The 13,548-nt window shown below is 49.2% G+C and carries 11 protein-coding genes; 9 read left to right on the forward strand and 2 right to left on the reverse strand.

The genetic code is table 11. The annotated features are described in order from the left end of the window. The first annotated feature begins 183 nt into the window (after positions 1 to 183). The 4 genes from sppA to BZG84_RS00295 all read left to right on the forward strand — a co-directional run bounded on the left by sppA (position 184) and on the right by BZG84_RS00295 (position 5,423). Positions 184 to 2,070 carry a signal peptide peptidase SppA gene (sppA, locus tag BZG84_RS00280; RefSeq protein ID WP_077479297.1) on the forward strand — a complete coding sequence of 629 codons (1,887 nt, stop codon included), beginning with the start codon at positions 184 to 186 and terminating at the stop codon, positions 2,068 to 2,070. A gap of 134 nt (positions 2,071 to 2,204) precedes the next feature. Further along, on the forward strand, positions 2,205 to 3,218 hold the full coding sequence (gene ansA / locus BZG84_RS00285) for an asparaginase (protein ID WP_069590079.1): 1,014 nt from the start codon (positions 2,205 to 2,207) through the stop codon (positions 3,216 to 3,218). Positions 3,219 to 3,325: 107 nt separating this feature from the next. Continuing rightward, entirely contained in the window at positions 3,326 to 3,994 is a 669-nt protein-coding gene (locus BZG84_RS00290; RefSeq protein WP_077479296.1) for a glutathione S-transferase family protein, read from the forward strand. A gap of 124 nt (positions 3,995 to 4,118) precedes the next feature. Further along, the gene (locus BZG84_RS00295; RefSeq protein ID WP_077479295.1) at positions 4,119 to 5,423 is read left to right on the forward strand and encodes a YjiH family protein; all 1,305 of its coding nucleotides are present in this window, start codon (positions 4,119 to 4,121) and stop codon (positions 5,421 to 5,423) included. 57 nt (positions 5,424 to 5,480) lie between these two features. Here BZG84_RS00295 and BZG84_RS00300 read toward each other — a convergent pair whose 3' ends face one another. Then, positions 5,481 to 5,762 carry a YeaC family protein gene (locus BZG84_RS00300; protein WP_077479294.1) on the reverse strand — a complete coding sequence of 94 codons (282 nt, stop codon included), beginning with the start codon at positions 5,760 to 5,762 and terminating at the stop codon, positions 5,481 to 5,483. Between the two features lie 152 nt (positions 5,763 to 5,914). Between BZG84_RS00300 and BZG84_RS00305 the strand changes: the two genes are divergently transcribed. The 3 genes from BZG84_RS00305 (at position 5,915) to BZG84_RS00315 (ending at position 9,113) form a co-directional block, all read left to right on the forward strand. Continuing rightward, positions 5,915 to 6,772 carry a DUF2989 domain-containing protein gene (locus BZG84_RS00305; RefSeq protein WP_077479293.1) on the forward strand — a complete coding sequence of 286 codons (858 nt, stop codon included), beginning with the start codon at positions 5,915 to 5,917 and terminating at the stop codon, positions 6,770 to 6,772. 359 nt (positions 6,773 to 7,131) lie between these two features. Next, entirely contained in the window at positions 7,132 to 8,127 is a 996-nt protein-coding gene (gapA, locus tag BZG84_RS00310) for a glyceraldehyde-3-phosphate dehydrogenase (RefSeq protein WP_077479292.1), read from the forward strand. Between the two features lie 92 nt (positions 8,128 to 8,219). Then, a complete protein-coding gene (locus BZG84_RS00315; RefSeq protein ID WP_077479291.1) occupies positions 8,220 to 9,113 on the forward strand; it encodes a D-hexose-6-phosphate mutarotase in 894 nt (297 codons plus the stop codon). Between the two features lie 95 nt (positions 9,114 to 9,208). On the opposite strand, the gene BZG84_RS00320 is transcribed toward BZG84_RS00315, so the two are convergent. Continuing rightward, on the reverse strand, positions 9,209 to 9,964 hold the full coding sequence (locus BZG84_RS00320) for a MipA/OmpV family protein (protein WP_077479290.1): 756 nt from the start codon (positions 9,962 to 9,964) through the stop codon (positions 9,209 to 9,211). A 319-nt stretch (positions 9,965 to 10,283) separates the two neighbouring features. Between BZG84_RS00320 and BZG84_RS00325 the strand changes: the two genes are divergently transcribed. Then, positions 10,284 to 12,218: a PrkA family serine protein kinase gene (locus BZG84_RS00325; RefSeq protein WP_069590012.1), complete on the forward strand. Its 1,935-nt coding sequence runs from the start codon at positions 10,284 to 10,286 to the stop codon at positions 12,216 to 12,218. 41 nt (positions 12,219 to 12,259) lie between these two features. Continuing rightward, entirely contained in the window at positions 12,260 to 13,534 is a 1,275-nt protein-coding gene (locus tag BZG84_RS00330) for a YeaH/YhbH family protein (protein ID WP_077479289.1), read from the forward strand. The last annotated feature ends 14 nt before the right edge of the window (positions 13,535 to 13,548 follow it).

Below are 13,548 nucleotides of genomic sequence, written 5' to 3' on the forward strand. Positions count from 1 at the left end.
GACTATAGCGCTGTCGGCTACTGTTTTTCAAACGTTCGTTTACAAACTAGCAACATCGATTGTCGAATAGTTGATCTCAGTAGGACTTTCCTCCCCACTCTGTCGGATACGGGATAAGCTTGGGCTATCGATCCTTGCAGTGATCAGCTAGGATATCAGCGACATATATCGATGGATTAGAGTATGAAAAAACTGTTTCGCTTCATTGCATCTTTGTTCCGATGGCTTTGGGTTGCTATCGGTTTCGTGCGTCAGCTTTTGTTAAATGTGCTTTTCATTGCTGTTATCGTGGGCATTTATTGGGCGATAACCGCCGACTCGCCGCTGCCAACCGGTGACACAACCGCGAAGAAAGCCACTCAAGCTGAACCCGCCCCACAGGCGTTGTTACTGAATATAAACGGCCCGATTGTTGAACAGCGCCGTCGTATCGATCCTATCGATACCCTCTCACGCAACGCGCTCGGACAACCGATTGAAACCGAAAACGTACTCTTTGATATCGTCGATACCATCCGCCATGCCGCGACGGATGACGATATTAACGGGTTGGTGCTTAGCCTAGGCGATATGCCATCCACGAGCCTAACCAAGCTTCGCTACATCGCCAAAGCTATCGACGAGTTCAAGCAAAGCGGTAAAGAGGTCGTGGCGATCGGTGGAATGTACAGCCAAAGCCAGTACTATTTGGCGAGCTATGCTGACGAAATTCTGATGTCACCAGATGGCATGGTGATGCTCCAAGGGTATGGCAGTTACAACCTGTACTGGAAGGATCTGCTCGATAAATTAGATGTCTCGACTCACGTTTTCCGAGTCGGCACCTATAAGTCCTTTGTCGAACCCTATACACGCACCGACATGTCTCCCCAAGCGCGTGAAGCAAATCAAGCATGGCTCGACCAGCTCTGGAACGCGTATGTAAGCGATGTGGCGAAAAACCGTGGCATTGAAGCGACGATGTTCTCTCCGTCTGCCGATACACTCATTACCTCATTAGAGGCGTTTGGGGGAGATTTTGCGTCACTTTCCAAGCATATTGGCATTGTCGATGAGTTGATGACACGCCAAGAGATCCGTCGTTATCTTGCCGATAAATTTGGCAGCGACGGGGAAGACAGTTTTGAGTACACCAGCTACTACGACTATCTACCCAAAATTCAATCCCGCTTTACCATCCCCGGGGACAATAATATTGCCGTCGTTGTCGCCAGTGGTCCTATTATGGATGGCGTTCAGCGTCCGGGCACCGTCGGTGGTGATACCACGGCGGCGATGCTGCGCGATGCACGCCTTGACGACAGTGTTAAAGCAGTTGTGTTGCGTGTAGATAGCCCAGGCGGTAGTGCGTTTGCTTCTGAAATTATCCGCAATGAAGTCGATGCACTGCGCGAAGCCGGCAAGCCAGTAGTGGTTTCTATGTCTAGCGTCGCGGCTTCCGGCGGCTATTGGATCTCAGCCAGCGCGGATCGCATCGTAGCGCAGCCAACTACCATCACCGGCTCTATTGGTATCTTTAGTCTGTTCACCACCTTTGAGAACACGCTGGAAGATATTGGTGTCCACACAGATGGCGTAGGCACAACCCCCTTCTCGGGAGTTGGTGTGACCCGCGCCTTGCCTGACGATGTTAGCCAGATCATGCAACTTGGCATTGAGCACGGTTATCACCGCTTTATTTCCTTGGTTAGCACGCACCGTAATCTGTCTTTGGAAGAAACAGATAAGGTGGCTCAAGGTCGCGTATGGACCGGTAGCGACGCGCTGAAATTCGGATTAGTCGATCAATTAGGCGACTTTGATGATGCGGTGACACAAGCGGCAGAATTGGCGGGCCTGGAAAACTACCAGCTGGATTGGATGCAAAAACCGCTGACGCCGTTTGAGCAGTTTATGACTGAGATGCTCGGCCAAACCGCGTCGGTGTTTGGCCAAGCCATGCAAGCGAATATCCCGACGTTTGCAAGCCAGTTACTAGCGTCACCGCAGTTACAGTCGGTAACAATGCTCGAACAATTTAACGACCCTCAAGGCCGTTACTTGTTCTGCTTAAACTGCCAATATCAGTAACACGCTTTGCTCCGGCCGTTCTGGTCGGAGCTTTATCCCAAAGTTTTCCTCGATTCTGTGTGGTTACGCAGTACCAACCATGTAACGGTTACATGTATACTGTGCTCACGCTCATTTAATGCAGATTTGTCATGATGGAACGTAAACATATTTATATCGCCTACACGGGCGGCACCATCGGCATGCAGAAATCCGATCATGGCTATGTGCCTGTTTCTGGGTTTCTACAGCAACAGCTCGAAAACATGCCAGAATTCCATCGTCCAGAAATGCCTCGTTTTACCATTCATGAGTACGAACCACTCATTGATTCATCGGATATGACGCCAGAGGATTGGCAACGCATTGCTGACGATATTGGAGCGAATTACGACGACTACGATGGTTTTGTGATCTTACATGGTACCGACACCATGGCGTACACCGCCTCGGCGTTGTCGTTCATGTTAGAGAACTTGGAAAAACCTGTGATTGTCACCGGATCTCAGATCCCCATTGCCGAGCTTCGCTCTGACGGACAGGCGAACTTATTGAACGCCCTGCATATTGCAGCGAACTATCCGGTAAATGAAGTGACTTTATTCTTCAATAATCAATTACTTCGCGGTAATCGAAGTACCAAATCGCATGCGGATGGATTTAATGCGTTCACTTCACCGAATTTACCCGCACTGTTGGAAGCGGGCATTCATATCGAAGTGAAAGCCACCGATCTTAATCAGCCGGCACAAGGTCCGTTTAAAGTACATACCATCAACGACCAGCCAGTAGCGGTGATTATGATGTACCCGGGAATCTCACCCGACGTGGTACGCAACGCATTAAAGCAACCTGTTAATGCCATGATTTTACTTACGTTTGGGGTAGGGAATGCTCCGCAAAACCCTGAGCTACTGTCGCTACTCAAACAAGCAACAGAACGCGGAGTGTTGGTGCTGAACCTAACCCAATGTTTGGCTGGACGTGTCAATATGGGGGGATATGCCACTGGCTGTGCCCTTGCTGATGCCGGCGTACTCAGCGGCTATGATATGACGCCTGAAGCAGCTCTCGCCAAACTCCATTTCTTGCTCAGCCAAGACTTGCCTTTTGAAACCCTACGCACCATGGTGCAAAAGGATCTACGTGGTGAGCTGAGCTATTACTAGCTTGCCTCAAGTTTGGTCAAAAAATCATGAGTTTGTGAAGCCGACAATGATGTCGGCTTTTTTATCTGCTAATTTATTCATACATTTCGCCGATCAGGGTCTCCACAATGATGGTGTTGCACGGTGATTCTTTATCACCACAAACGCGAAAAATTGCGCTGGCTTTACGATTTAAACAACTGAATTACGAACTGGTCCCAGCTTCTCCGTTTGAAGCGCATGAAGTTGTGCTGCGCCACCCGCCCATGCAAACAATCGTTGCACTGCTCGATGGCGGGCATACGATTTATCACGATACAATCGTGGCCGAGTACCTTGATGATGCGTACCCTGATCCTCTTCTTTATCCTGGCAATGCCCGTCACCGTGCCGATATACGCTGGATTGAGTGGTATTGTCGTCACCATCTCAGCCCTTTAATCGTGGATACCTTGTTTTATCAGCGTGTAGTTCGGGGTCATATGCTCGAAAAAGACATAGACCACCAAGCCGTCAATAATGCGTTAAAAACGCTACCAGAAGCTTGCCAATACCTATCACAACTCCTTACCCATATTCCTGCGGATAAGGTCAATATGGCAACCATCAGTGTATGGAGTCTATTTCGCTGTGCTCAAATGGCAGGGCTGGTGCTCGACAGCAGCTACACCCAGCTAAATCAGTATCTTGAAGCACTCAGCCAGCATCCGCTGTTTGACGATTATGCGCAGGAAGAGAACCACCAATTGACGCCTTTTTTCGCCAGTCCAATCAGCCTCTCTGCGCCAAACGACTAGTTGGGATCAATGCTCACTGGTGGTGGAAACTGTGAGTCCCTTTACGCTTTTCGCCGACCAGCATTCCTTACACCCTGTATTCTGGTATATACAAAACTAGGATTTTGTATAGCTGGAGGCTGACATGGAGCACGTCAGACAAGTTACTTCCCATTCGCAGGTGTTATGGCGCCTGTTCGGCCTGAGTGCCATTGGCATTGTGTTTTTCTTCGTCCCTATTTCTATTGATGGCAATACCACCATTCCGCTCGATCACCTTGTCAGTTGGATAAAAAGCACCTTTGGCAACCTGATCAACCTGTATGTGCTCATGATTATTTTAGCCGGTGCCATTATGCCACTGTGGACGGGGCAGTGGCGGCAAAGCGGCGGACAGAAGCTATTCACGTTATTAAAATGCATTGGTGCCGTTAGCGCGTTCATGGCGCTCACCAAAATTGGCCCAGCCTTTCTCCATGAGCCCGATATTCTGCCCTTTCTGTTCAACAAACTAGTGGTCTCAGTCGGCGTGATTGTCCCCGTCGGTGCGATTTTTCTGTCCTTTTTGGTCAGTTACGGTTTACTTGAGCTTATCGGTATTTTGCTCCAGCCGATTATGCGCCCCATCTGGCGAACCCCTGGCCGCTCAGCCATTGATGCGGTCGCCTCGTTTGTTGGCAGTTATTCACTCGGCTTGCTCATTACGGATAATGTCTACAAGAATGGGCAATATTCGGTCAAAGAGGCCACCATTATCGCAACCGGTTTCTCGACCGTCTCAGCCACATTTATGATTATTGTGGCCCGTACCCTCGATTTAATGTCTCACTGGAATCTGTATTTTTGGAGTGCGTTAATCATCACCTTTATCGTCACCGCCATTACGGTGCGACTACCGCCTATTAAAGGCTTAAGTGACAATGTGCTAGCGCCGGAACCGCAAGCCATCAAGGGACAGCGCTGGGGACTGGCCTACCAAACCGGCTTATCTCAAGCCGCTCAAGCAGGCCGAGTCAGTCACAACCTGATTGCCACAGTGAAAGACGGCTTGTTGATGACGATGACAATCTTGCCTGCGATCATGTCGGTGGGGTTGTTAGGGTTGTTAGCTGCCAAGTACACCCCCGTCTTTGAGTGGTTAGGCTGGATTTTTTATCCCATCACCGCACTATGGGGACTAGATAACGGCCATCAGCTTGCTCAAGCTGCATCTGCCGGCTTAGCAGAAATGTTCCTGCCCGCGCTGTTGCTGAGCGAGGCAGACTTTGTATTACGTTTTAGCGCGGCGATTACTTGCGTATCGAGCGTACTGTTTTTCTCCGCATCGATTCCCTGTATTCTCGCCACCAGCATTCCAATCAGCGTGTTCCGATTGGTGGTGATTTGGGCATTGCGTACGGCATTAAGTTTAATGCTTTCTATCCCGCTCGCATTGCTCATTGCTGGCTAAGTAACACGAAAATGCGCCGCTTTAACAGGCGGCGCGTACCATCGACGCGTCAAAACATCAGTGCTTGGTTTGTACATCGATGCGTGCTTCGTCCGGTTTCGCAAACTCACGCTTTAACTCTGCTTTCGACTTGAACGTCACCTGTCCACCTTTAGCAACCGTCATATGCTGTGGCTGTTCGTTATGTCGCGATTGATAAAGCATCACCGCTTGCAGTGCTTGATCACGCTGGGTTTGGTTAAGCGCTGTTCCATCGGGCCACTTTCCCGTTTCGACGGCATAACATAAGCGATCGTAAACCTCTGGTGTCATCGCTTTTAACAGTTGTTCAATATCCATGGATGGCTCCGCTTTTTGACATGTCCCTATTATGCCTTAACCGACCTGCCTTTCGGCATCTCGAGTTCAGTGCGCAAAATCACGCTTTAGGACATAAACTACACTTAGATTTGAAGTATACTCACCGCAACTGATTGAGGATACGAACAACCATGCCTTTAAGATTACCTAAATCACTCACTGCTGCTTCTGCTGGCGCAATGCTTTTGCTACTGGCTGGTTGTGAGGGAGAACCGACCACCAACCAAGTGTGTGATACGCATCCTGAATTGTGCGAAGGGTTAAATATTGGTGATGGCCAATGCCGTTTTGAGCGTTCAGACTTGATTTTCAAACGGTTAGCGGTGGATGAAAAGCCCAGTGATCTTAATAAGCTGGCCGAGCTCAAACAGACTCAAGTCTATTTACGCTGCATGGAGCTGGTTGCGGGAATCGAACCAACCACTCTAAAAGAGCGAAAAACGAAGCGTACCGAAGCGGTCTATCACGCCTATGATTCTATCGAACGCTTAGAACGTGAATTGAAAGACTCGTATCAGCCACCGGTGATTTATTACCGCTGGTCACAAGGCGATAACAGCGCTTTACCTCAATTTCTAAAACTTGAGGGGACACAGCATCTTGAAACGCCTCAGCTTCAACTTGGACTCGCCACCTATTACGTCTCCCGAGACAGACACAAAACCGTTCGTATCTTATTGCATGTGCTTGAGCTGTATGACGGCAACGATGAAGAGGTACGTGACGAAGTGATCCCTGAAGCGATTAAATCCTTAGCGACCACTAACCATGCATTAGAGCGCTTCGATCATGCGTATCTATGGGCCAAAGTGGGTAAAGACTATAACTTACCCATAGCTGACAGTGACCGATTAGCACGGCTCTATCCTCTATCAGAGGAGCGCCGCAACCAGTTGGAATCAATAGCAAAAGATATCTCTGCAGCAATCCGAGACGGTAATTTCGAAGCCACTTTAGTCAACGCAATTGATCCCAAAGAACCGACCTAGCATCAAGGCGCCTGCGATCGCGGGCGCTTCTCTCTATTTGTCAGTTATTTTCAAACCCAGCTCTCTTCGACAGATAACGGAATTGATGTGCTTGCCTTTCACGATCGCGCATCTGCTTCTACGCTTTTCAATACACCAGCTGTCATCCAATACCTCATCCTTTCGCTTTGTACCAATTGGTCAAAGAAGGGACAGGTAGAGTCGCAGGGGCGCAAAATGTTTAGGTGATGTAAAAAAAATCCGTACTTTTTTTTGACTTTAAACAATTTTGGGCGCGATTACCCTTGCATGGACGGGTCCTATTCTGTAATTTTACTACCAGTTTCATCTCACTAGAAATTAAGTTGTGGAGCAACATAATGACTATCAAAGTAGGTATTAACGGTTTTGGTCGTATCGGCCGCTTCGTATTCCGTGCTTCTGTAGAGCGCGAAGACATTGAAGTAGTAGCAATCAACGACCTGATTGACGTTGAGTATATGGCTTACATGCTGAAGTACGACTCAACTCACGGCCGCTTCAACGGCACTGTTGAAGTGAAAGACGGCAACCTGATCGTTAACGGTAAGAAAGTACGTGTAACGGCAGAGCGCAACCCAGCAGATCTTAAGTGGGATGAGGCTGGTGTTGACGTTGTTGCTGAAGCAACCGGTATCTTCCTGACTGACGAAACAGCACGTCAACACATCCAAGCGGGTGCGAAGAAAGTTGTTCTGACTGGTCCATCTAAAGACGCAACCCCAATGTTCGTAATGGGTGTTAACCACAGCGAGTATGCGGGTCAAGATATCGTTTCAAACGCATCTTGTACTACTAACTGTCTTGCGCCAATCGCGAAAGTACTGAACGACAAGTTTGGTATCGAGTCTGGCCTGATGACTACTGTTCACGCAACTACTGCAACTCAGAAAACTGTTGACGGTCCTTCTGCGAAAGACTGGCGCGGTGGCCGTGGTGCGTCTCAGAACATCATCCCATCTTCAACTGGTGCAGCGAAAGCAGTAGGTAAAGTACTTCCTGAGCTGAACGGTAAACTGACTGGTATGGCGTTCCGCGTACCAACTGCCAACGTTTCTGTTGTTGACCTGACTGTCAACCTAGAGAAAGCAGCATCTTACGAGCAAATCTGTGCCGCGATGAAAGAAGCGTCTGAAGGTGAGCTGAAAGGTGTTCTTGGTTACACTGAAGATGCGGTTGTTTCTCAAGACTTCATCGGTGAAGTACAAACATCAGTATTCGATGCCAAAGCAGGTATCGCACTGACCGACAAATTCGTTAAAGTTGTATCTTGGTACGACAACGAAATCGGCTACTCAAACAAAGTACTTGACCTAGTTGCACACATCTCTAAGTAAGTTGCAATTAGCCTAGTATTGATTAAAGGCGGCCGTTGGCCGCCTTTTGTTTATGAGCTCTATGCCGTTTCTGCGCAATAAAGGACGCGATTATGACTTCTCATACTCTGCACTTCGAGCGCCGGCTCTCGGCGTCAGTTGATTTATGTTATCGCCAAGCCGTCCCCGTTCTTCGGATTCAACATCCAGCCTGTGATGCGACTATCAGTCAATTTGGGGCACACTTACTGTCATTTTCTCCACGCGATGCGGAACCACTGATTTGGATGAGTGGCAATGCAGTCTATGACGCAAAAACGCCTCTACGGGGTGGCATTCCCGTTTGCTTTCCTTGGTTCGGCCAAACGGGATCTCCCTCACATGGTTTTGCACGTCGCGTTATGTGGAACATCCAACACATTGAAGAAAATACGCAAGGTGTGACGATACAATTATCTCTGACGCCCTCGGAGACGACCCGTGCCCTTTGGCCACACGATTTTGAAGCCGTTATGACATTCACGCTCACCCACACGCTCGATGTCGCTTTAACGGTAAAAAACACTGACTCGCTGCCATTTGAGTTCGGAGGCGCCCTGCACAGTTACCTTTCCGTTGCGGATAGTGAACAAGCAACCGTAGCGGGTGTGGGAAGCCACTATCTCGACAACTTCAGCCACGGACAGAGAAAGCCCGCCTCTGGCACCGTGACTTTTGAAGAGCCCGTCGACCGCATTTATACCGACTCTGCCTCGTCATTAACCCTGACTGATACGGCAGGGTATCGACGTATTGTCGTCAATAATCAAGGCGAGACGAGCGCAGTCGTCTGGAATCCAGGCCAAGCGGCTTCGGTACAAATGTCTGATATGGACGACGACGGCTATCTACATTTTGTCTGTATTGAAGCCGCCATTGAGCAACCCAGTATTCAGCTAGCACCGGGAGAAAGCCACACGCTGAACACCTGTATTCATGACGAAAAACATGGTGAGTTACTGCTCTAGGTAATCTGCAAACACGAAAAAGGCAGCCTACGCTGCCTGTTTGCATGTTGGTCGCGGCCAAGCGAACAGGCTGACCGCTCGCTGGGGGGCCTGAATCAATAAAAAATATAATTCATTCCAAGGTAGCCTGAAGTCGCCGTTGATTGGTCTACCATTGGGCTATCTGCAATGTTGTCATCTAAATTGGTGTAACGCACCCCACCAAGCAGCTGGATGCGCTCTGTCAGCATCACATAACCACTAGCACCGATAAAATAGTGTCCCGCAGAGCCGGGCTCGTAGGCGGATAATCCAGAGCGTGATGCCTCCGCGGCGCTGATCCCATAAAGGTGTTGATTAAGGTCACTACTGTTGTAGGAATACCCCACTTCCGGGGAGATCCCCCATCGCTGGCGGTTCATCCCATATTTCCAGCTGACTTCCCCATACAGGCCATCTCTATCATGGGTCACCCCCTCACCGACTAACGCTTGAAATCGACCGATTGGCGAGTGGTATTGATACGCTAGAGCCAAAACAACCGACGTATCGCGTTTATCAAGTAAACTTAGCTGTGGGTCATCGGTATCTGCAGGATCAAAACGACGTGGATCATAGGTCGTCGATAGGACGAGGTTATGCGTGGCATCTTTTGGCGCCAAACGCGCGCCTGCGGTAAGTCCTCGGAAATAGAAATGGTCAGTATCGACATTAATGGTCGGTACAATCAGCGGGTCGGTATCAGTGTCCTTATAAGGTTGGGGAGAAAAGGCGGCGAGGACACCGGCAGACACACGTGTTTCTGCGGAAACACTTCCCGCGGCGAGTAGTAGGCATGATGCCACCGCCGCTTTAACAAGCTTTTCAGTCATTCTTCTTCCTTAATTTGCTGGTCAACGCACAATTTAGAATTAGGCCAGTAGCTGTCCATACACCACACTTATCGTGGACACCATCACTGATATTACCCTCTCAACGTGACAGCCTACTACAACAACTTGAATCTAAGCTGTCTTACACGTGGCTATTTGATTTACCTATCAATGGTAGGGGAAAAAATATCGAAAAAACAATCAATTCTTTCACGCAAAATCGTGGATTGGGGTCTAACATTATTATGAGGAAAAGGGAAATTCAGCCAAAGGACCACCTTTTCTTTATGAGTTATCAGACGATTTAGGGGGCAGGACCATGACTATTTTCGATCATTATCGTCAGCGTTACGAAGATGCAAAAGACGAAGAATTGAGCCTTCAGGAGTTCTTGGATCTGTGCCGAGACGATCGCAGCGCTTATGCCAATGCCGCCGAGCGCCTGTTGATGGCCATCGGTGAACCAGAGAAGATTGACACCTCCCTCGACCCACGGCTCAGTCGTATTTTCTCCAACCGTGTTATTTCACGCTATAAGACCTTTGAAGACTTTTATGGCATGGAAGAGTCGATTGAGCAAATCGTCTCCTACCTCAAACACGCCGCGCAAGGGCTGGAAGAACGCAAACAGATCCTTTATTTACTCGGCCCTGTCGGCGGCGGTAAATCCTCGCTTGCAGAAAAACTGAAAAGCTTGATGCAGCAAGTACCGATTTATGTGCTAACCGCGAACGGCGAACGCAGTCCGGTCAATGATCATCCTTTCTGCCTTTTTGATGCTGAAGAGGATGGTCACCTGCTAGAAAAAGAGTACGGTGTCCCGCAGCGTTATATTCGTAGCATTATGTCGCCTTGGGCCGCCAAGCGACTTAAAGAGTTTGGTGGCGACATCAGTCAATTTAAAGTCGTGAAGGTTCGCCCCTCAGTACTCAATCAAGTCGCCGTGGCGAAAACCGAGCCCGGGGATGAAAACAATCAGGATATTTCCTCCTTGGTGGGCAAGGTCGATATCCGTCAGCTCGAACACTTTTCGCAAGACGATCCTGATGCGTATTCCTACTCTGGCGCACTGTGTAAGGCCAATCAGGGGCTGATGGAGTTTGTGGAAATGTTCAAAGCACCAATCAAGGTGCTGCACCCCTTGTTGACGGCGACGCAAGAGGGCAACTACAACGGGACCGAAGGTCTGTCTGCCCTGCCGTTTGATGGCATCATTCTCGCTCACTCCAACGAATCGGAATGGCAGTCATTCCGCAACAACAAAAACAATGAAGCATTCCTCGACCGTGTTTACATCGTCAAGGTGCCTTATTGCTTACGCGTCTCCGAAGAGATCCGTATTTACGACAAACTCTTGTCGCACAGTGAGCTAAAACAAGCGCCTTGTTCACCAAGTACGCTAGATATTCTCGCTCGCTTTACGGTGCTTTCTCGCTTGAAAGATCCTGAGAACTCGTCCATTTATTCGAAAATGCGCGTCTACGACGGTGAAACCCTCAAAGACACCGATCCCAAAGCGAAGTCGTACCAAGAGTACCGCGATTACGCCGGGGTTGATGAGGGCATGGATGGGCTCTCAACCCGCTTTGCGTTCAAGATCCTATCTCGTGTGTTTAACTTTGACCACGCAGAAGTCGCCGCAAACCCGGTCCACCTCTTTTACGTCCTTGAGCAACAAATTGAACGTGAGCAATTCCCACAAGAAATTGCAGAGCGTTACCTCGAGCACCTAAAAGGCTATCTAATCCCGAAATATATCGAGTTTATCGGCAAAGAAATTCAAACGGCGTATCTCGAGTCTTACTCGGAGTATGGTCAGAATATCTTTGACCGCTACGTAACTTATGCAGACTTTTGGATTCAAGACCAAGAGTTCCGCGACCCAGACACCGGCCAACTGTTCGATCGCTCGGCACTCAATAGCGAGCTGGAGAAAATTGAGAAGCCTGCCGGGATCAGCAACCCGAAAGACTTCCGTAACGAGATCGTCAATTTCGTCCTACGTGCACGTGCCAATAATGAGGGAAAAAACCCTGCTTGGACCAGCTACGAGAAGCTGAAAACGGTCATCGAGAAGAAAATGTTCTCCAATACCGAAGACTTGCTACCGGTGATTTCATTCAACACCAAAACGTCTAGCGACGAGCAGAAAAAACACGACGACTTTGTCGCTCGTATGATGGAAAAAGGATATACCCGCAAGCAGGTTCGCTTGCTATCTGAATGGTATTTGCGCGTACGTAAATCGTCGTAGCATATCCCTTTCAGGGCGGACACACGTGACGGGAGAGAGTTATGGCGCATTTTATTGATCGTCGGCTCAATGGCAAAAATAAAAGCACCGTCAATCGACAGCGCTTTTTACGCCGCCACAAAAGGCAGATAAAAGAGTCAATCGCCGACGCCGTCAACAACCGGTCAATCACTGATGTCGAAAGTGGCGAGGATATTTCGATTCCATCACGCGACATCCGTGAACCGACCTTTCACCAAGGCAAAGGAGGACAGCGTGATGCTGTCCATCCTGGCAACGACCAATTTAGCCCCGGCGATCGTATTGCACGCCCCCCCGGTGGCGAAGGCGGTGGTGGCACAGGTGACGGACAAGCGAGTCCAGACGGTGAAGGCCAAGACGATTTTGTCTTCCAAATTTCGAAAGATGAGTATCTCGACTTGTTGTTTGAAGATCTCGAGCTACCCAATCTGAAGAAAAATCAAATGCAAAAAATGGTGGAGTATAAGACCCACCGTGCGGGGTATACCTCCAATGGCGTACCCTCAAATATCGCCATTGTGCGCTCGTTGCAAAACTCGTTGGCGCGTCGCACCGCGATGTCTGCGAGCAAGCGCCGAGAGCTGGCAGAGCTAGAGGAAGCGCTGGAAAGCTTGCGTCACTCTGAGCCAGCACAGCCTTTGGAAATGAAGCGACTTGAAGAGGAAATTGCAGCACTGAAAAGCAAGATCGCCGCGGTACCTTTTATTGATACCTTCGATCTTCGCTATAAAAACTACGAAAAACGGCCACAGCCCAGTAGCCAAGCGGTGATGTTCTGTCTGATGGACGTATCAGGGTCAATGGATCAGGCGACTAAAGATATCGCAAAACGCTTTTATATCTTGTTGTATTTGTTCCTAACCCGTACCTACAAAAATGTAGAGGTAGTCTTTATTCGCCATCATACCCAAGCAAAAGAAGTCGATGAGCACGAATTCTTTTACTCGCAAGAAACCGGCGGCACCATTGTCTCCAGTGCATTGCGCTTGATGGATGAGATCATCAAAGACAGGTACAACCCCACAGAGTGGAACGTGTATGCCGCCCAAGCGTCTGACGGCGACAACTGGGCAGACGATTCACCGGGTTGTCGTGAGCTACTGCAGAAAAGCTTACTGCCGGTCAGCCGCTATTACGCCTATATCGAGATTACGCGCCGCGCGCATCAAACGTTATGGCGTGAATATGAGGCACTCGCGGAAAGTCATGACAACTTTGCGATGCAGAATATTCGTTCGGCGGAAGACATCTTCCCCGTGTTCCGCGAATTGTTTAAGCGTCAGGTCGAAGCCTGACGCCATCTCTGCAT

Origin of the sequence: Salinivibrio sp. PR932 (genome assembly GCF_001996125.1) — a bacterium.
In the GTDB taxonomy this organism is placed as follows: Bacteria; Pseudomonadota; Gammaproteobacteria; order Enterobacterales; family Vibrionaceae; genus Salinivibrio; species Salinivibrio proteolyticus.